This is a genomic window from Saccharococcus sp. Marseille-Q5394, assembly GCF_946901335.1.
In the GTDB taxonomy this organism is placed as follows: Bacteria; Bacillota; Bacilli; order Bacillales_A; family Planococcaceae; genus Sporosarcina; species Sporosarcina luteola_C.
Window position 1 is genome coordinate 1 of the sequence record NZ_CAMPPQ010000001.1, and the last position, 20,843, is coordinate 20,843.

Genomic DNA, 20,843 nt, shown 5'->3' on the forward strand with positions numbered 1-20,843 from the left:
GAAGTGTAAAATATATATCACTTACTACTTTTTTCGTAATATTATTTTTAGTTACTTGGTTTGAACCATTCCAAGTTCTTCGAATGCTGACTTGGATTAAAAATATTATTTAACTAACGGGTGCAGCTTTTTTTCTTATTTGACTAACGGGGCAGGTTAGTTTAAGAATATCCTAAGCAAACAGAGGGAGGGGGAAATTAATGTGGAATTAAAACTTGAACATTATGTTATAGCCTTACTCATAATTTCATTCGGATTTTTCTTTATTATTGCATCGTGGCTAAAGACAGATGAAGCATATAGGGATGTGTTGTTTACTATTGCGGTGGTTCACTTCGTTATGTCAAAACTAATAACTATAAAAAAGAAAGAAAAGGAACAATGAGAATAGCTTATTGCACTAACGAAGCAGCATTCCTGTTTGAAGGATTTGCGCCATCTTGAAAGAAAAAGAGCCCTCTTGTATGATGCTGAGTGTCAACGTGGAATTGACCCATCATCTAACAGGAGGACTACTTTATGTATTCTAAGTGGAATGAAAAGCTAAATCAAGTAACTGAAAACACATTAATTGTCGGCATGGATATCGCTAAGAGTACTCATTACGCATGCTTTGTAGATGAACGCGGACGTGTACTTGAGAAAGCTTTTGCCGTACATCAATCCAGAGAAGGATTTGAAGCATTATATCAAAATGTGCTTCGTGCTATGAAAGCACATGAGAAAACTGATGTTATCGTTGGGATTGAGCCTACCGGCCACTATTGGATGAACCTTGCTTATTTCTTTGATTCCTATGGAATCCCGCTTGTAATGGTCAACCCATTACACGTCAAGCGGTCAAAGGAACTGGATGATAACTTACAGACGAAGAACGATAAGAAAGATGCAGTCGTCATTGCTCGGCTCATGAAGGACGGGCGTTTCAGCTATCCCCGCATCCTAAAGGATATTGAGGCAGAGTTGCGAATTGGCTCTACACTTCGTTCAAAGCTGACAGAGGACTTGTCGAGTCTCAAGAACCGGATCATTCGCTGGCTTGATCGGTACTTCCCGGAGTTTACACAGGTCTATCCGACCTTCGGGAAGATGGCGTTCGCTACACTCGAGAAAACACCGTTGCCACAGGACATCATAGGGAAGACGGCTGAAGAGTTAGTCTTTCTCTACCGGCAGGTAGAGGGGATGAGAGCGCCGCAATTACCAAAGGCAAGACTTCTGGTTGATGTAGCCAACCAATCTATCGGGTTGACGGAAGGATCACAGATGGCACGATTCGAAATCGCCACGCTCATCCGTCAGTACCGATTGTTAGAGGGAGAAATAGAAGAGGTAAATAGCCAATTAGCCGAGTTGGCTAAGTCTACAGGAGAGTATATATACCTCTCCACTGTACCCGGCTTAGGGGATGCTACAATCGTTGATCTACTCTCTGAAGTCGGTAGCTTTTCACATTATGAGGATCCACGCCAACTCATCAAACTAGCGGGATTAACATTACGTGAAAATTCATCCGGCCAACATCAGGGGCGGAAACAGATCTCTAAACGAGGCCGGAAGAGGTTAAGGAGCGTACTATTTAAAGTCATCGTTCCACTAATCAGGCACAACGAAGCGTTTAAACGGCTTCATGAATACTACACGACGCGCCAACAAAATCCCCTACGGGGAAAACAATCGATGGTCGTGCTATGCGGTAAATTACTGAAAGTGTTACATGGAATTTGTAAAAAGAAAGTTCATTTCGATGAACGGCATATGATGAATGATCTCCATTGTCTCGCAGTGGCAGCGTAATACATTTCAAATCAATTAATCTATAACAATAAGGATGACACGGAGAAGCCGGCACAGTACTAACACTAAGACCAAGAGTCCCTGAAGCAGCTTAGCAGGCCTCTGCCTTATGAATAGACCGAACGAAGGAATGTCAGCGCTCAGACGCCAAGAGACATGGGAGGGTACGTCGTCATAAGCATCGCAGAGATCCATTGTGCATCAAATAATGGATAAGAAAAGCTAATGTTTTCCATTAGTTTTAGCGAAGCGTACTCTCATCTTGGTAATAAAAACAATAATTTCAAATCTATGTTTATTAATCAGCATAAAAATAATTTTCCTCACATCACGAAGTGATGTAAACCGTTGATACTTCAATGTTTATAGAGGGAGGTTAGTTGAATAAGGAAGTAGTAATTATTATGGGTTATACCGATTTTTAATGGGGCAAATTATATATGAATGAAAAACAAAATACTTTTACAAACCCTGAAAAATGTATAGGATTACTGGACAAAAGCAGTTGTTGATGGCTTAAATCCTAAAACCATAAATTTTAGGCATATTCAGATAAAATGAATATGTCTATTTATTTTTTTGGAAATCTTGTAACGTTTTCATAGTTCGTTAGTTATTTAAGTGAAGGAGGGGAGAAAGTGAACTTTGAGGAAATTTATCAAGCGTATTTTCATGATGTTTACTTATATACAAAGTCTTTGGTAGCTGACAAGAATATAGCAGAAGAAATTACACAAGAGACATTTTTTAAGGCACTGAAATCATTTCATCAATTTGATGGCAAAAAAGATGTAAGGGCATGGCTTTTCACAATCGCTAAAAATACATATTTTACACAATACAAAAAGCAGCAACGCGAGATAAATATTGAAGAAAATTCAGTGCGAAAGGATGTCCAACTTGTAGATTATTTAGTGAATGAAGAGCGAGCGTTGATGATTCATCGATTTTTACACGCAATGAAAGAGCCGTATAAAGAAGTTTTCTCCCTTCGAACATTTGGTGAGCTTTCTTTTGAGGCAATAGGGCATTTATTTGGAAAAAGTGATGGCTGGGCTAGAGTAACGTATTACCGTGCAAAAAAGAAAATAACAGCGTATATGGAGGCGAAACAAGATGAGGGATATTAAATGTACAGTCATTCAAGATTTGCTGCCACTTTATGTAGATGAGGTAGTAAGTGATGATACGAAATCGTTAGTTAATGAGCATTTACTTACATGTGAGAATTGTAGAAATGAATATGAGCAAATGAAAGGAACGCTTTATGTACCAATTGAAAATAAAGACACTTTGTTCAGTCAGCTTAAGAAACGATGGAATCGCAAAAAATGGCTTCTTATTTTTGGATCAGTTTTAACGACCACATTAATAGGGTTTGCACTATTTTCATTCATATTTCATTACTCAAAGCCAATTCCTTATACAGCAGAATTGTTTGAGCTTGAAGAAACGGCAGATGGAACGCTTGTTTTAAATTATTTTGGAGAAAGTCATGCAGGAACGTATACGACACACCCTTTAGAAGTTGAAATAGATGGGGAAGTAAAAAACATTAGCTTAATTTATTATGTTAAAACAATCGCCCATTCGCCTACTAGTAACTTTTTACGAGAGGATAAAAGAATTGGACCTGATCGATTAGAGTTAGTAGATAGTGAAGCTGTTGATGCAGTTTACTATGGGTACTTTGATCTTGACTTTGATCTTGATAAAGTAACCAAAGAAGGGCAAACATGGGAAGAACTTTTACAACAAATGACGTTGATTTGGGAGAGGTAAATAGGAAGTAAATTAAAAAAGATTGTGAAGTATTGTACTTAAAGTAACGGGTGCTTTAGTTCAATAAGGATAGGTCCTGGAGACCGTTTAGGTGAACACTTTGCGTATGTTAGTTAAAAGGTTCAAATGTCAAAGGTCAATTCCAATGTCTTTCTTTGAGAAGTATAAAGGACGCATTGTATTTAACCCTAAATAAATCATTAACCTATTTGTAATGTGTTTAGAACTTTGCCAACATGGGTTGAATGGAAGGACAACGGCTGATGAAGGTTGCTACCTAAGATTGCAAATAAAAAAATAAGCAATCAAAGATAGCGACTTATTTTCTGCAACATGGTGTATCATGTTAAGGTATCCGTGTGCATGACCCTGTTTAGTCGTGGACTATTATTCCAAATAAGCCTACTGTTTTCAATCAGCCCTGAACAGGTTCTCTTTCGATACTTATGGCTTATCCTACGGGTGTATCTACCCCTGACCTTCCTAACGACAGCACTCTTTGGTAGCTTTCACCATTCGGTAACAGACAAAAACAGGGTAATGTCTTTGTTACCTATCCCCATTTATCTGCATCGGCTGGGTCATTACCTGTCAAGTTTATATTTACTTGCTGTTAGTTGGCAAATCCAGCAAGCGAATAACCATACTACGCCCTAAAAAAGGCAATAGGGAAGAAGCCTTGCATTATCGGGTTTTTTTCGATAAAATGAAGGTGTGAGTACATTGGTTATCCAGTATTCAGTTTAATTGTATATTTTTGCTTAGTCACCTACTCCAATAGGTGGCTTTTTTCTATTTTCTTTGCTTTAATTTTTAATGGAATTACATAAATTTAATAAGGCTAATGCAAATTGTTCTCCTTCATTTACACCAAAGGAAACAACGGCATCAACTTCATTTGCACCACTTTTGGCAATCTCTATTAAAATGGAATCATCCTTTAGATCAGCATTAGTTGTTGAATTTCTATAAGTATTCTTTGCATCTGCTATCTTAAAGTAATTACTACACACACCAACGTATAACTTATTATCCTTTGAATCGAATACTCGGTAACGATTTTCCACTTCAGTAACCCCCTATATATCTAAATTATTTAATGGATTGTACTTGTCGTTTTGTTCCTTCAAGTCATTGCCCCACATAGCAGCATATCTTTCGGTAACTGCGATAGAGGAGTGTCTCATAAGTCGCTGAACCGCAAATGTACTCATTCCCGACTGTATACATCGATGACAGAAGGTATGGCGAAAGGTATGACTTGAAAGCCGGACATCACGAAAATTCATTACCTTAGCCAATCTTTTAAATACGTTTTGAACGGCGTTCGCTGTTAATTTCTTATTTTCTCTATTGGTAAAAACGTAATCGGAAACATCGCCAAAGATTAGTTCGCAATAGAGACGATAAGCGGATAGTTCCTTGACAACTTTATCTGTCAGGGGAATGGTTTCTCTTTTTCGGTTTTTTCCAAGTACTGATAATGTCTCATGTTTAAAATCAATATCATTCCACTTTAGCGAACATAATTCTGATAGCCTTAATCCTGTACCAAGTAAGACTACAATAATGGAATAGTCCCTATAAGCGTAAAATGCTTTATCTCTTTGTTTAATTCTCCTGTAATAATTCAGCATCTGCTTAATGTGATAGTCCGTGAAAACCTCAATTTTAATGTCCTCTTTAGCCTTCGCAATTTTTCTTGCGGGGTTCTCATTAATTACTTCACATTCAATCATGTAGTTAAGGAAAGCCCGAATCCTTTGCAACTTTGAGTTTGTTGTAGTGGGGTTATTGCCTTTTCTTTGAAAGTATAAAATATACTTCTTCATAAGCTGCACTGTAATATCTTCAACATTCAGCACCTCATGTTTAGTACAGAAATATTCGAACTGCTTAAGGATACCCCTGTAACTTTCTATCGTTTTAGGAGTAAGATTTTTAAATTCCCTATCATCCAAAAAATCCTGTATAGCGAATTTAAGCAACAAAAAAACCACCTCACAATTTTCATGTGAAGTGGTTCTGGGTTTGTCAAATAGTTCTGGAATAGACCACAACATAATTCGACTGTCGTAAATGCTGTGAACCGTTGATACGGTTAGCTTTATGATTCCGACTGGGCTCGAACCAGCGACCTCTACCCTGTCAAGGTAGCGCTCTCCCAGCTGAGCTACGGAATCGGGAGAAAGTGTTGCTTGCTTACTGCACATTTATTATTATAGCTTGTTTTCCATAGAAGTCAACACTATTTCTAAAAGTTTTTTATAAGCACGAATAAAAGGTAGAATATGAAGAAAAGAGGTGATGAGTATCGATACACAATTTTCGATTCCGTTCGCATATGACTTTGATAAAGCACTGGAACGACTAGCGGGGGACCCTGTGAATTCTGTGGACCTCGCAAAACGTGAAATCCGCATACCAATGGAGGAAGGGAATATCATCAGCCTATATGGCTTAGGATCGAAAGAATCTCCATCCTTCCTATTGAAAAATGCGATGAATACAAAGCAGGTTGATCAACTTAAGTCCGTATTTCATTTTAACCGTCCATTGGATGAAATTGCAGATCATTTTATAGGTACGGATCTTGAACAGCTCTTTAAGGTACATTCTGGTACGCCTCTCATCAAAAGTTTTTCACTCTATGGTACATTAATGAAAAACATCATTCACCAACAGTTGAATTTGGCGTTTTCACACGTCTTGACAATGCGGTTTGTTGAAGCTTTTGGTTCAAATCAGGAGGGTGTTTGGAGATACCCGAATCCAGAAACGATTGCTGCACTCGAAGTGGAGGATTTACGGAAGCTTCAATTCAGTGGCAGGAAAGCGGAATATGTAATCGGATTGTCCCGCTCGATAGTGGATGGCAAGTTGGAGTTGGCAAGGTTTACTCAGATGGATGATGCGGAAGTGATGAAAGAGATGATTGTCCATCGGGGAGTTGGGCCTTGGACTGCGCAAAACTTCCTCATGTTCGGGCTAGGGCGGCCGAATTTATTTCCATTAGCCGATATCGGTCTTCAAAATGCTTTGAAACGCTTATGGAATCTCGACCGTAAACCGACCGCTGATGAAATGATTGTTCATTTTCCTTCATGGTCACCTTATTTAAGTTATGCTGCGTTATATTTGTGGAGAAGCATAGAATAACAAGTAATAAAAGCCACCCGAAGCAGGACGTAAAAAAGCTTCCCTTCGATCGGGAAGCCTGTCTATTAGTGTGTATGGTTTTGGTTAGTATCATGATCCATTTCATGTTTTGGGTCAAAGTAGAGGAAAGTTTCATTATCTAGGTCCGTAACGCGCTCCTTGTTGAGACCTAAGGAAAGATTCCCCTCAAAAATTGTTTCCCACCAAGTTTCTGTTGTTGTCATGTTCATTTCCTCCATTTCATTCATTATTGGTTTGTGGCTATGTGTTATGTCTTTACCCGTGAATGAGAGGGACTGAAACGCTTACTACCGAAAAAGAATCATTAGACCTATTGCTTGCCCACCGGATAAACAAGCCTTTCTTCATTGGCTATATAGGTTGTTACACTTAAATTCAAGGTGCAAATTAAATGAATTATGTACTCATAGTATATGTTGACATTCAATTCCCCAAACTGCGTAATTGGTCGGAATTTGACGAAGTGAATTCGGTTCTTTTGCTATATTGACAATTTAATTTGTTGAAGGAGTGGGCTAATTGTGGAAATTTCTCGAGAAATCGAATCGAAAATCGCATTTCAACGAAACTTTTATGATTCCGGAGTGACAAAAACTGTGGAATTCAGGTTAGACATGTTGAGGCGTTTACAAAAAGCGATCGTTCAAAAGGAAGAAGAGATTTTTGAAGCGTTGCAGAAAGATTTAGGGAAAAGCCAGTTTGAATCGTACGTGACGGAAGTCGGTTTCGTATTATCTAGCATTTCATTCATGGTGAAGCATTTAAGGGGATGGATGGAGCCTGAATCTGTGAAGACGCCAGTACATCTGCAACCGGCGAAAAGTTTCATCGTACGGGAACCATATGGTGCTGTTTTGATCATTGGACCTTTCAATTACCCTTTTCAGTTAATTATGGATCCATTAGTTGGCGCTATTGCTGCGGGAAACTGTGTAACCGTCAAACCGTCTGAAGCAACTATCCATACAGCTAAAATCATAAAAGATCTATTGACGGAAATTTTTCCGCAAGATTATGTACAGGTCGTGGAAGGCGGGATTGAGGAAACTTCCGCATTGATCCATGCACCTTTTGATTATATATTTTTTACGGGCAGTGCTGCTGTCGGGAAGATTGTCATGAAGGCAGCAGCGGAACGTTTAACGCCGGTCACGTTGGAGCTTGGTGGGAAAAGTCCTGTCATCGTCGATCAGACTGCTAACTTGAAGAGGGCTGCGGAACGGATTGTGTGGGGCAAATACGTGAATAACGGGCAAACTTGTGTCGCCCCTGACTTCGTTCTCGTCCATGAAACAGTGAAGAAGCAACTTCTAAAGGAACTCATCAACTGCATACACGACTTCTATGGAGAGGACAGCGTGGAAAGTCCCGATTATGGAAGAATCGTCAACGCAAAACACTTTGATCGACTGGCTGAAATTATTAATAAGGAAAAGAGCCATGTCGTCTACGGAGGCATAATGGACCGTGACAATCTATACATGAGTCCGACCCTCTTGGATGGCGTTTCATGGGACGGGCCCGCGATGGTGGATGAAATATTCGGTCCTGTTCTTCCAATCTTGTCCTACGGGAATTTAGGGGAGGCTATTCAACGTATCCGCCAACTACCCAAACCTTTAGCAGCCTATCTTTTCTCTGAAAATGAGCAAGCGCAGGATTATTTCTTGGAACATCTTTCATTTGGCGGAGGCTGCATTAACGATACCATTTCCCACGTTGGCAATATCCATCTGCCTTTCGGTGGAGTAGGAGCATCCGGCATGAATGCCTATCATGGAAAGGCAAGCTTTGACCTCTTTACTCATGCGAAATCGATCTTGAAGAGAAGTACAAAGCTGCCTGTCCGTCTTGGTTATCCGCCGTATGGAAATAAACTGGCGATTGTAAGGTCTCTACTGCGTTAGGACTATACAAAGCAATGTGCGAAGGGATGCATAGGCTTTTCCTTCGCACGTTACTAGTAGGGTTGAACGAATATAGCCTATCAATCCGCGAGAGTAGCAAGCCCAATACTTTTATTAAGTGAATAGATAGGAAAACTCACGTTCAATTCAGCTCCGTTTTTTCGGAGTGCATTAAAATTGATACTCCCTCCGTGATCCAATACTATTTTTTTCGCAATGACGAGTCCAAGTCCTGTAGCTCCGTCCTTTGTCGTGAAAAATGGTATGAACAATTGTTCGAAAGTCTCTGGATCCATACCGTGGCCATTATCAGTCAACGTAATGGAAATAGTATTATTGACAATGGAATTGTAAAACGAGATGGTACCGCCGTCCTGTACAGCCTCCAAAGAGTTTTTCATGAGGTTGATGAACACCTGTTTCAAACTTTCTTCATTCCCGAAAACAGTTGACGGATACTCCGCTAAAAATAGTGAGCAATTAATTTGCCGCATTTTCAGCTCCTTATCAAAAAGGTCGATCACTCCGATGATCGTATTTTCTACGTCGATTTCCTTCCGTTGTTTAATATTCGGTTTCGATAAAATCAGGAATTCATTCGCGATTAAATTGATCCTTTCAATTTCATTTTCCATAATTTCCGTATAAGTACGGTAAGGATTGTCGGGATCTTCATTCATCAATTGGACAAATCCATTTACTGAAGTCATCGGGTTCCGCACTTCATGGGCGACAGTCGCAGCAATTTCACCAATTGCATTCAGTTTAATCGCTTCAATCTTCATACGTTCTGCTTGAAGTTTTTCCGTTATATCACGAGTAATCAGGGACAATGCTACGATTTCCTTATTTTTATCATAGATTGGTGCCATGGTCGTTTCTGCTTCAAATATAGTGCCGTTCTTCCGGAGCTCTTTTGACCGGATGTTTGTAAAGCTCCTACCTTGCAATAGGTAGTCTTGACGCTCTGCCTTTCCTTCGTATTCTGATGGAGGTGTCAACTGAATTGATTTGCCGATGCATTCCTCTTTTTTCCAACCGTACATCTCTTCAAATGCGGGATTGACGGCAAGCAGCTTTTGGTCAAGACTGAACACTGCAATCGCATCTTGCGCATGTTCGAAAAACAGATCCAAATAACCGTCCTTCGAGGAAAGAGTTATACTCATAACTTCTTTTTCAATGATCAGCTTTTTCATTTGCGGACCGATTTTCACTGTGATGATGAAAAGTAGCAGCACAACGATAAGAAATAAGAAGCTGAAATGGATTACTAATTTTGCATCTCTAGTTGGATGGAAATATGGGCCTATGACCTGCAATAATACGGTCAATTCGATAGCCGTTAAGACGAGCATGGTAATGTGCAAGTATTTGTCACTAAAGACGAGAGACATGATTATAGGGAAAAACAAAAAGAAAAGATAGGGAAAGTCTGCGTCGACAAACAGCAAGGATACAATGTAAAAATTGCTTCCGACGATGATTAGCCAACTAATTAATTTTTGGTTCGGTTTTCCAAAATGCAGAAGACCAAAGAGGCTGAGGTTGAAAAGAGCACCAGCTGCAATTGGCAGTACATATAACGGTTGGTTATAGAAAGGTGAAGCAAGTAGTTGAAGGAGAACGATAAAACAAAAAGAACTGATAAGATATTTATTTTTAGAGTGAAGGTAGTGACCGTTTTCCATTGATGCACCTCGGAAAGTAGTAGTATTATAAGTATCATACAACATTTGTTTTATATTGGAAACAGAAGTTTCAGAAAAAGAAAAGGGGAATGAGAGATGCATCAATTTAATGAGTCAAGAACGATTGAGCTATTGAAAAGACTAGTGGAAACACCGAGTCCATCGGGCTTCACTGAAAAAGTCATGCAAGTCATCGCTGACGAACTTGGGGAGATTGAAGTCCCGTTTACACGGACGAATAAAGGGGCTGTTATCGCAACTTTGAAAGGGAAGGACGATTCACGCCACCGGCTGTTGACCGCCCATACGGATACGCTAGGAGCGATGGTGAAGGAAATCAAAAGCAACGGCAGGCTGAAATTGACTATGATTGGCGGGTTTAACTGGAATGCGGTGGAAGGTGAGTATTGCCATATACATACTGCCTCAGGCAAGGAAGTCCGCGGGACGATTTTGATGCATCAGACTACAGTCCATGTCTATCGTAATTCAGGAAGCGCAGAAAGAAATGCCGACAATATCGAAGTGCGGATTGATGAGAAAGTGACGAATGCCGCCGAAACGAGGGCGCTTGGCATTGAAGTGGGGGATTTTGTCTCATTTGATCCGAGATTTGAAGTGACGCCAACCGGTTTTGTCAAATCAAGGCATCTCGATGATAAAGCAAGTACGGCACTTTTGTTGGAATTGATACGTTCATTGAAGGAAAACGGAACGGAACTACCGAATACGACTCACTTCTATATCTCGAACAATGAAGAAATCGGTTATGGCGGGAACTCAAATATCCCGAACGAAACCGTGGAGTATATAGCTGTCGATATGGGAGCGATCGGAGATGGACAAACTTCCGATGAGTACACTGTTTCGATATGTGCGAAAGATTCAAGTGGGCCATACCATTATGCGCTGACGAGGCACTTGACGGCTCTTTGTGAAAAAGGGAGTGTCCCGTATAAGCTTGATATTTACCCTTATTATGGATCGGATGCATCTGCTGCAATCCGAGCGGGCTTCGATGTTAGACATGCACTGTTCGGTCCGGGAATTGAATCTTCCCATGCACTGGAGAGGACTCATGTCGACTCCTTGAAAGCGACAGCACAATTATTGCATGCTTATGTAGTATCCGAAATGATGAATTGAAAAGCGGAAGGCGCTTGATCAGTAGAGGTTCGCAGTCTAAGTACGCCGCGTCCTGCGGCATCGACTGCATGACCGGCATCCTGCCGGCCTCAGGCATAAGGAGAGGTTGCGTCGTGGCGTCTTTTGCCACAAAGCAACATTGACTTATGTCCCGAGCATCTAGCGCCTGAAGCTAGACTAAGAATAGTTGGAAGGTGGCCTCAGTATGGAGACCGAATATTTATTTTCAAGTTTACCAATAAAGAGAGTGGAAGGGGTTTTGCCCGACATTGTTACGGATATTGCAGTCGATTCACGTTCTGTCAATGCGGGGGGCGTGTTCGTCTGTATCAAAGGATTTACTGTGGATGGACATGCATTCGTTTCGAAAGCGATTGCCAATGGAGCAAGAGTGATCGTGGCGGCCAGTCCCGTCGAAGCCGATTTGGACAAGGTGGCGATCGTCTATGTAGAAGACACGTCAAGAGCGGTCTCTTTGCTTGCACCCCGTTTTATGAACTATCCTTCAAAACGGATGACGATGATCGGCGTGACGGGAACGAACGGAAAAACGAGTGTCAGCAATATGCTTCATTCCGTGTTGCTCCATACAGGAGAAAAGTCTGCAGTAACGGGTACGATCGGTTTCAACTTGGATGGTGTTTTATTTGAAACTGAAAATACGACAGCTGATGTGCTGACGACACAGCAAATGATCAAGCAAGCGGCTGATGCCGGATGTTCCACGATGACGATGGAAGTTTCGTCTCATGGGCTTGTCGAAGGAAGACTCGCGGGCACCGAATTTGACATTGCGATCTTCACGAATTTATCACATGACCATTTGGATTTCCATGGAACGATGGAGCATTACGGGCATGCTAAAGGGCTTTTATTTGCGCAACTTGGACAAGATCTTGCGCAGCCGAAGTATGGCGTCGTCAATGTGGATGACCTTTGGGGAGAGCGAATGAAGGAAATGACCTCGTTCCCGGTATTTACGTACGGAGTTCACAATGACGCGGATTTCCGGGCAACGGACGTCAAGATGACAGTCGACAGTACTTCATTCCGCTTGGATTCGCCGGCTGGAGGATTCGACGTCACGATGTCGCTCATTGGAGAATTCAATGTTTATAACGCTTTGGCGGTCATTGCAGCCTTATATGCAAAGGGGCTTGAGATGGATGTAATCCTCGAAGGGCTAGCGGTTATTCCTTCTGCAAAAGGCAGGATGGAGAAAGTCGATACGGAGTTGCCGTTGAGTATCTATGTCGATTACGCACATTCACCCGATGCAATTGAGAAGGCTATTCAAGCAGTGTTACCTTATAAAGATGCCGAGAGTAAATTGATATTCGTCATCGGGACAGGTGGCAACAGGGATCGGGTGAAGCGTCCAATCATGGCAGAGAAGGCATCGATTGCCGATTATGTCGTGCTGACGACGGATGACCCGAGAGATGAGGCGTACGAAACGATTTTGTCCGAACTTGAAGCGGGTATGAAACACGGTCAATATGCATGCATCGGTGATCGTGAGGAAGCCGTCCGCCATGCCGTCTCGGTCGCTGATGAAGGTGATATCATAATCTTTGCCGGAAAAGGGCACGAGGACTATCAAATTGTCGGTAGAGAAAAATTGCCTCATTCCGACGCGGAGATCGCATTGGATGAGGCGGAAAAGAAGTTTGGTAGGGGTTATATAGAGAAATAGGAAGATGAAGAGCTGTCAATAGAGATGGCTCTTTTCCTTTTAGTAAAAGACTTTGCGTCATGGAGAAAAAATTGTTGAAAATGACTTGTAATCTGTCTATGCTTAGAAAAGTGGAAAAGAAGGAGTTTGGACAAAATGGAAAAACCTATACATGAAGAGATTGCATCTCGACGAACGTTTGCAATCATTTCCCACCCGGACGCCGGGAAAACGACGATGACGGAAAAACTGCTCTATTTTGGCGGCGCCATCCGTGACGCAGGTACCGTAAAAGGAAAGAAGACAGGTAAATATGCAACATCCGACTGGATGGAAATTGAAAAGCAACGTGGAATTTCAGTCACGTCTTCCGTGCTGCAATTCGATTACGATGGCAAGCGCGTCAATATTCTAGATACACCTGGACACGAAGACTTCAGTGAAGACACATACCGTACATTAATGGCGGTTGATGCCGCTGTCATGATGGTCGATTCGGCAAAAGGCATCGAACCTCAGACAATCAAGCTATTTAAAGTGTGCCGGATGAGAGGCATTCCTATTTTCACGTTCATGAACAAAATGGACCGCCAAGGGAAAGAGCCTCTCGAACTGATGGAAGAATTGGAAGAAGTTCTTGAGATCGAATCATATGCGATGAATTACCCAATCGGCATGGGCAAAGAGTTTATCGGTGTTTATGACCGTTATAACAATCGCATCGAGCAAGCACGTGTCGAAGGGGACAGTCATTTCCTTCCGTTGAATGAAGAAGGGGAGCTTGCGGTCGAGCATCCGATGACGGAAACTTCTTATTACAAGCAGGCGCTTGAAGACGTTCTGCTTTTAAATGAAGCCGGGAATGAATTCGATGTAGAAAGGGTTGCCAAGGGAGAGTTAACCCCTGTGTTTTTCGGCAGTGCCTTGACGAATTTTGGAGTGCAGACATTCTTGGAAACATTTCTTCAGTTTGCACCACCTCCTCAGCCTAGGAAAACGAAGGACGACCAACTTATCGGTCCGAATTCAGAGGAATTCTCAGGATTCATTTTCAAAATCCAGGCGAATATGAATCCGGCTCACCGTGACCGCATCGCTTTTGTCCGGATTGTATCGGGCGGATTCGAAAGGGGAATGTCGGTCACGGTACCACGAATTTCGAAAACGATTAAATTGTCACAGACGACACAATTCTTGGCTGATGACCGCGAAACGGTAAATGAGGCGGTTGCTGGCGACATCATCGGCTTGTATGATACGGGGAACTACCAAATCGGCGACACTGTTGTCGGAGGGAAGTCGAATTTCCTGTTCGAAGCGTTGCCGCAGTTCACGCCTGAGCTGTTTGTTCGTGTCACAGCGAAAAACGTCATGAAGTCGAAGCATTTCCATAAAGGGATCCTTCAATTGGTTCAAGAAGGAGCAATCCAATATTACAAAACATTGCATACAGAAGAAGTTTTATTGGGTGCCGTCGGTCAACTTCAATTCGAAGTATTCGAGCACCGTATGAAAAACGAATACAATGTTGATGTCCACATGGAGCATATCGGCTCCAAAGTCGCCCGCTGGATTGAAAATGAAAGCGATGTGAAAGAGTCGATGACGGGGCAACGTTCCATGCTCGTAAAGGATCGTTATGATAATTTGGTCTTCTTATTTGAAAATGACTTTGCACTTCGTTGGTTCGGTGATAAATTCCCGGACATCAGACTGTACAGCTTGCTATAATTCAGCATTTTAACCGGGGGGCTTGGGCTCTCCGGTTTTTCTGTTTTCCGATATACTTTTTTCAAGTGGGTCAAAGGTCATGAGATGACGATAAAACTTGGGAAATGATCGATAACTTCCGGGAAATGGCCGATATCTCCTCCAAATTGATCGATAACTCCCTGGAAATGATCGATATATCTATGGAAATGATCGATAATATTTCCAATCGTGTTTACCGGCAGAAGATAATGTTCATGTTTGATGTTACTGTCATCTTTCAATATGATAGTAGTAAGCGCTTTACAGACGAAAGGGATGTGCAAATGAAAATCAGTAACTTTTCCATAAAACGGCCTGTCTTTACGATTGTGACAATGTTTTTAGTCATCATCCTAGGGGCAGTTTCCTTTTTAAAAATTCCGGTGACACTTATACCCGAGTTGAACCCTCCGGTAGCAGTCGTCGTCACCAACTATCCGGGTGCCTCTTCCACGGAAGTGAGTGAGAAACTGACAAAGCCCCTTGAGGCAAGTTTGTCTACTGCCCCCGGCTTGAAATCAATGCAGTCGTCATCACAGGAAGGTGCCAACTTCATTCTGCTCATGTTTGACTGGGCTACAAAAATCGACGATGTGCAACTGGACATCATGCAACGAATCGACCAAGTACCAGTACCGGAAGGCGCCAATGCTCCTAGGTTCATGAAATTTGACCCTGCACAATTTCCGGTAATCCAATTATCGCTTCGAACGAACTCAGAAGAAGCGGATATACGGGATATCGCGGAGCGTCTGGAAACGGAGCTGCGGAGGACGAAAGGAGTCGCCAGCGTTACCGTTACAGGAAAGTTGGTGGAAGAGGTCCAGGTCATTCTGGATCAGAAAAAGCTCGAGGATTTCGGACTTGTCCAATCGGATATTGTAAAGGCAATCCAAGCGAACAATGTATCGATGCCAGGGGAGCCGATTGAAACGAATGACGGCAAGCAACTGACGACAAGAATCATCAGTTCATTAACGACCATCAGCGATTTTAGAGAAGTCACGGTAGGCATCAATCCGATGACCGGAGGAAAAGTGAAAGTGAAAGACATTGCGGATGTTGCAATGTTAGAAGCGAAGGCAACTTCCGAAACGAGGGCGAATGATCAACAGGCCGTCCTCATGTCTGTGCTGCAGGAATCCGGTGCAAATACGGCAACGGTGTCTACAGCTTTCAAGGATGCGTTGGATCGATTGCTTACCCAAGAGGAATACGACGGTGTCGAGGCGGATATTCTGTTCGACCAAGGTGACTATGTGAAACTTGCCGTCGGAAATATCGGCCAATCATTATTGCTTGGCGGACTATTTGCGATGATTGTTTTGTTTTTATTCCTCCGGGGGATCAAAAGCCCGATCATTATCGGCATTGCGATCCCTTATTCTGTTATCGTCACATTCGTGCTCATGTTTTTCGCTGATTTCTCGCTCAACATCATGACGCTAGGCGCGTTGGCGCTAGGGATCGGGATGTTAGTCGATAATGCAATTGTTGTCATCGAGAATATCGAACGGCATATTGCAATGGGGAAAGATCGTACTGAAGCTGCAAGGGACGGTGCGAAAGAAATCAGCGGAGCGATTACGGCTTCAACATTGACGACACTCGCCGTCTTTGTGCCCGTCATTTTCATCAGTGGCTTGATCGGGCAGATCTTCACGGAATTCGCGTTGACGATTTCATTCAGCCTGTTTGCTTCCCTTGTCGTCGCATTGACGGTCGTACCGATGATGGCGAGCCGGATGCTTACTAAACCCACGAAGAATATCGAAGCGAGAAGGCGACGTTCGAAGACGTTGAATAGGTTTGAACGATCGGTCAAATGGTCACTCCGCCATCGTGCACTCGTGTTAGTTATGACACTTGCCCTTCTTGTAGTTAGCGGTTTCGGCTTATTCAAGGTCGGTACGGAATTCCTGCCACCAACGGATGAGGGGTTCTTTAGCATCTCGATTAAGATGCCGAATGGGGCATCGTTGTCATCTACAAAGACAATCGTGAAAAAGATCGAGACTAGGCTGAAAGAGGAAAGAGAAATTGACGTTTATGTAAGTCTTATCGGAGGAACGCAGCAAAGCATGGCGCAAGGAGGTTCAGAATCGGATCGGGCGGAAATGTACGTCAAACTCGCACCTCTAGAAGAGAGGGATCGTTCGGTATTCGAGTTCGTCGATGATGTTCAACCCGATGTACTTGATCTCGTAGGTGAAGAAGCAAACGTAAGCTTTGAAATGCAGACTGCAGCAGGATCGAGTCCGAATACATTATCCTTTACGTTGAAAGATACGAATGAAGCGAGATTGAACGAATCGGTAGCTAAACTTGATGAAGAGCTGCGGAAGATGGATTCGATACTTGAAGTATCAAATAATCTTCAAGATACGGTCGAGGAAATCCATATTGAAGTAGACCGTGAAAAGGCATCGGATCTTGGATTGGTGCCTTATCAAATAGCGCAAACCGTGAATTCAATTACACGCGGTCAAGCTGCTTCGCAATTTATTGATAAAAAAGAGAATGTTGTCTCGGTCATCGTCCAGTACGATGAAAAGTATCGCAATAGCATTGATAAGTTGAAGCAAATCAAGTTGAGGGTTGCATCAGGAGCTTTCATCCCATTGAAGGATGTCGCATCGATTTCCATTGCAGAAGGCCCGGTATCGATCCAACGGGTTGACCAAGCCCACTCCGTCTCCTTCAATGTAAAGTATGAGTCGTCATTGTCACTAGGGGATGTGACTGATAAAGTGAATGGAATCGTGAAGAAAATCGAACTGCCAGAAGAGACGGAAATGTCTTATGGGGGCGATCGGGAACTTTTCGAGAGTGCCATCGATGATATGCTAATGGCCATTGTTCTTGCCGTCGTCCTTGTCTATATCGTCATGGCTGCCCAATTCGAGTCCTTCAAGTACCCGTTTGTCATCATGTTCTCTGTACCTCTGATGGTGATTGGGGTAGCGTTAGGGCTATTCTCTACGAATACGCCTATCAGTGTGACTGCTGTCATCGGCATTCTGGTCCTCGTCGGCATAGTCGTCAACAACGGAATTGTTCTCGTTGACTATATCAACCAACGGAAAGATGCTGGCATGTCTTCATATGATGCCATTATCGCCTCTGTGAGGGATCGCGTGCGACCAATACTGATGACCGCCTTGACGACAATACTAGGGCTGTTGCCATTGGCGCTCGGAATCGGTGAAGGGACTGAAATGAATCAGCCGATGGGGATTGCTGTCATCGGTGGGTTGATCAGCTCTACATTCCTAACGTTGTATATCGTTCCAATCATTTACAGTTTGTTCGACCGGCAAACGAGAAGACGTGCGGTTGAAGTTGAATAGAAGCAAAAATCCGGAGGTGCAACTCTCCGGATTTTTTACTAGTTTTTCGTCGCGAATAAATTGTGTCCAGATATCTTTGATGGTATAATTTCTTAGTAAGCACTCAACAACCAAATATTTCTTTTGACAGTTGTCAAAGGGGAGTAGCTATAGGGCAACCTATTTCATAGTCGTCAGTACATGGCAAGCGCCATCGGTTATGATAGCAGATATTCACTTGAAAATTTCTGACTTAGCGAGACCTTTGCCTTTTATTAGGTGAGGGTTTTTTTATTTGGAGAAATAAGGAGGAAATTAAATGGAAGCAATATTATTGGAATACGCATGGGTACTTGTTGTATTGATTGCACTAGAAGGGTTACTGGCTGCGGATAACGCTGTCGTAATGGCTGTCATGGTGAAGCATCTTCCGAAAGTTCAACAGAAGAAGGCATTGTTCTACGGCTTGCTTGGGGCATTTGTCTTCCGTTTTGCTGCATTGTTCATGATTACGTTTTTGGTGAACATATGGCAAATACAAGCATTGGGTGCTGCATATCTCTTATTTATAGCGATTAAAAGCTTAGTAGATAGAGGGAAAGATGATCACGATGATGTGAAGAAACAGCGTAAGCAATCCGGTTTTTGGATGACGGTTTTCAAGGTAGAGCTAGCAGATATTGCATTTGCCCTTGACTCGATGCTTGCCGCAGTCGCATTGGCGGTCACTTTGCCGGAGCTTGGTGATTTTCATGTCGGCGGAATTAACGGAGGCCAATTCGTCGTAATGCTTCTAGGTGGAATCATCGGTTTGGTTATTATCCGTTTTGCCGCCAGACAATTCGTCGTGCTATTGGAGAAATTTCCTTCCCTTGAAACAGCCGCATTCCTTATTGTCGGCTGGGTTGGAGTCAAATTGGTCGTAATGACATTGTCACATCCGAAGCTGCAAATCATTGATGAGGCATTCCCGCATTCGACGATCTGGAAATCAATCTTCTGGGGTGTCCTTTTAGCAATTGCTATTGGTGGTTATTTGACTGCAATGGCAAGAAATCGAAAAAAAGTGTGATTGAAGCGGCCGGTACATGGCGAAATGTACCGGCCGAATGTTTTTTTATAGCGATTTTCTTTCCTTTTAAGCAGAAGTTCACTAAAATGAAAAGACGATTCCCTCTTTTTAGAAAGGTTCTGATGGCATGAAACTCACAAGGGAAAGTCTGCATAGATTCACGCCCGCTCAAGTTATCGTCTTTTATTATTTCTTGGCGATCGGATTTTCCTTCCTATTGTTGAATTTGCCAGGCGTTTATTTGCCAGGCGTCGAGGTCAGCTTCATAGATAGTTTATTCACTGCGGTTAGTGCGGTCAGTGTGACAGGGTTAACTCCGATTAGTATAGGGGGCACCTATTCCGTCTTCGGGTTATGCATGCTTATGCTCGTCCTGCAATTAGGCGGAATCGGAATTATGTCGATCGGTACATTCTTCTGGCTTTTGGTCAAAAAGCGAATCGGCCTGCGTGAACGTCAACTCATCATGGTGGACCACAACCAATATTCGCTAGCCGGAGTCGTCGGACTCATTAATCAAATTGTCCGGATCATCTTTTTGATTGAGATTACAGGTGGCATCATTTTGACATTGTATATTAAGCGGTATTACGACACTTTCAGTGAAGCTTTGCTGAATGGTATGTTCATGTCGGTATCAGCGACCACGAATGCCGGTTTCGATATTACGGGATCATCGTTGCATCCTTATTTCGGTGATTACTTCGTACAAACAGTCACGATGATTCTCATCATCCTAGGTGCAATCGGTTTCCCTGTGCTGATAGAAGTGAAAAGCTATTTCTCGAAAAAAGTGCCGAATTTCCGTTTTTCCCTCTTTACGAAAATTACAACCGTCACATTCGGATTATTGCTCGTATGGGGGGCGTTATTCATTTACATTTTAGAGTCATTCCACTCCTTTAAGGGGTTGGCATGGCATGAAAAGATTTTTGCCTCATTGTTTCACTCTGTGTCTTCACGGTCAGCAGGATTGACGACCTATGACATTACACAGTTCAGTGAAGCGACGGATATTTTCATTTCATCATTAATGTTCATTGGGGCTTCACCGAGTTCGGTAGGTGGCGGAATCCGAACGACGACATTCGCTATCGCGCTCCTGTTTCTGATCAATTTTGCACGCGGCAATAACGTCATTAACATTTTCCGACGGGAAATCAAGCTTATAGACGTCTACCGCTCTTATGCAGTTATCCTGCTTGCGGCAATGATGGTTATGACGGCGTTGCTTATTTTGCTGATTACCGAAAAGGATGTTCCGGTCGTCGCACTCCTCTTTGAAATCACTTCTGCATTTGGTACGTGCGGCATGTCGCTCGGAATTACATCTGACCTGTCGGTAATTGGTAAATTAATCATCATGGTTCTCATGTTTATTGGACGAGTAGGTCTCATTTCATTCCTGTACACATTAGGTGGAAAGACGAATAAAAAACCTTACACATATCCTAAAGAACGCGTCATCATCGGATGAAAAAAGCATCTTTCCTCGCTGTATAGAAGAGGAAA

General features: G+C 42.6%; 16 protein-coding genes and 1 tRNA gene. 12 read left to right on the forward strand and 5 right to left on the reverse strand.

Annotated elements, in window-relative coordinates; translation table 11 throughout:
• Positions 1–202 precede the first annotated feature (202 nt).
• The 4 genes from OC538_RS00005 (at position 203) to OC538_RS00020 (ending at position 3,579) form a co-directional block, all read left to right on the forward strand.
• Positions 203–385: a hypothetical protein gene (locus tag OC538_RS00005; protein ID WP_262172779.1), complete on the forward strand. Its 183-nt coding sequence runs from the start codon at positions 203–205 to the stop codon at positions 383–385.
• Between the two features lie 134 nt (positions 386–519).
• Entirely contained in the window at positions 520–1,797 is a 1,278-nt protein-coding gene (locus tag OC538_RS00010; RefSeq protein ID WP_251695186.1) for an IS110 family transposase, read from the forward strand.
• Positions 1,798–2,435: 638 nt separating this feature from the next.
• Positions 2,436–2,927 carry an RNA polymerase sigma factor gene (locus OC538_RS00015; protein ID WP_251693418.1) on the forward strand — a complete coding sequence of 164 codons (492 nt, stop codon included), beginning with the start codon at positions 2,436–2,438 and terminating at the stop codon, positions 2,925–2,927.
• Positions 2,914–3,579, forward strand: coding sequence for a zf-HC2 domain-containing protein (locus OC538_RS00020; protein ID WP_251693419.1), 666 nt, complete (start codon positions 2,914–2,916; stop codon positions 3,577–3,579). Before OC538_RS00015 ends, OC538_RS00020 begins: the two co-directional genes overlap by 14 nt.
• 806 nt (positions 3,580–4,385) lie before the next feature.
• Here OC538_RS00020 and OC538_RS00025 read toward each other — a convergent pair.
• The 3 genes from OC538_RS00025 to OC538_RS00035 form a co-directional block, all read right to left on the reverse strand.
• On the reverse strand, positions 4,386–4,646 hold the full coding sequence (locus OC538_RS00025; protein ID WP_262172781.1) for a hypothetical protein: 261 nt from the start codon (positions 4,644–4,646) through the stop codon (positions 4,386–4,388).
• A gap of 12 nt (positions 4,647–4,658) precedes the next feature.
• Entirely contained in the window at positions 4,659–5,570 is a 912-nt protein-coding gene (locus OC538_RS00030) for a tyrosine-type recombinase/integrase (protein ID WP_262172782.1), read from the reverse strand.
• A 119-nt stretch (positions 5,571–5,689) separates the two neighbouring features.
• A tRNA-Val gene (locus OC538_RS00035) sits at positions 5,690–5,762 on the reverse strand.
• Between the two features lie 124 nt (positions 5,763–5,886).
• On the opposite strand from OC538_RS00035, the gene OC538_RS00040 reads away from it, so the two are divergent.
• The gene (locus tag OC538_RS00040; RefSeq protein ID WP_251694980.1) at positions 5,887–6,738 is read left to right on the forward strand and encodes a DNA-3-methyladenine glycosylase family protein; all 852 of its coding nucleotides are present in this window, start codon (positions 5,887–5,889) and stop codon (positions 6,736–6,738) included.
• Between the two features lie 65 nt (positions 6,739–6,803).
• Here the strand turns inward: OC538_RS00040 and OC538_RS00045 are convergent, their stop codons facing one another.
• Positions 6,804–6,962, reverse strand: coding sequence for a hypothetical protein (locus OC538_RS00045; protein WP_251694979.1), 159 nt, complete (start codon positions 6,960–6,962; stop codon positions 6,804–6,806).
• Between the two features lie 318 nt (positions 6,963–7,280).
• Between OC538_RS00045 and OC538_RS00050 the strand changes: the two genes are divergently transcribed.
• Positions 7,281–8,666: an aldehyde dehydrogenase gene (locus OC538_RS00050; protein ID WP_410055837.1), complete on the forward strand. Its 1,386-nt coding sequence runs from the start codon at positions 7,281–7,283 to the stop codon at positions 8,664–8,666.
• 80 nt (positions 8,667–8,746) lie between these two features.
• Here OC538_RS00050 and OC538_RS00055 read toward each other — a convergent pair whose 3' ends face one another.
• Entirely contained in the window at positions 8,747–10,357 is a 1,611-nt protein-coding gene (locus tag OC538_RS00055) for a two-component system sensor histidine kinase NtrB (protein WP_251694978.1), read from the reverse strand.
• 96 nt (positions 10,358–10,453) lie between these two features.
• Here OC538_RS00055 and OC538_RS00060 point away from each other — a divergent pair, with 96 nt between their 5' ends.
• The 6 genes from OC538_RS00060 to OC538_RS00085 all read left to right on the forward strand — a co-directional run bounded on the left by OC538_RS00060 (position 10,454) and on the right by OC538_RS00085 (position 20,808).
• Positions 10,454–11,503 carry a M42 family metallopeptidase gene (locus tag OC538_RS00060; protein WP_251694977.1) on the forward strand — a complete coding sequence of 350 codons (1,050 nt, stop codon included), beginning with the start codon at positions 10,454–10,456 and terminating at the stop codon, positions 11,501–11,503.
• A gap of 205 nt (positions 11,504–11,708) precedes the next feature.
• Entirely contained in the window at positions 11,709–13,199 is a 1,491-nt protein-coding gene (locus OC538_RS00065) for a UDP-N-acetylmuramoyl-L-alanyl-D-glutamate--2,6-diaminopimelate ligase (RefSeq protein ID WP_262172783.1), read from the forward strand.
• Between the two features lie 135 nt (positions 13,200–13,334).
• On the forward strand, positions 13,335–14,909 hold the full coding sequence (locus OC538_RS00070; RefSeq protein WP_251694975.1) for a peptide chain release factor 3: 1,575 nt from the start codon (positions 13,335–13,337) through the stop codon (positions 14,907–14,909).
• Between the two features lie 305 nt (positions 14,910–15,214).
• Positions 15,215–18,280: an efflux RND transporter permease subunit gene (locus OC538_RS00075; RefSeq protein WP_262175017.1), complete on the forward strand. Its 3,066-nt coding sequence runs from the start codon at positions 15,215–15,217 to the stop codon at positions 18,278–18,280.
• Between the two features lie 298 nt (positions 18,281–18,578).
• The gene (locus tag OC538_RS00080; RefSeq protein ID WP_251694974.1) at positions 18,579–19,331 is read left to right on the forward strand and encodes a TerC family protein; all 753 of its coding nucleotides are present in this window, start codon (positions 18,579–18,581) and stop codon (positions 19,329–19,331) included.
• A gap of 127 nt (positions 19,332–19,458) precedes the next feature.
• Complete coding sequence (locus OC538_RS00085) at positions 19,459–20,808, forward strand: TrkH family potassium uptake protein (RefSeq protein WP_251694973.1); 1,350 nt, start codon at positions 19,459–19,461, stop codon at positions 20,806–20,808.
• Positions 20,809–20,843: the final 35 nt, after the last annotated feature.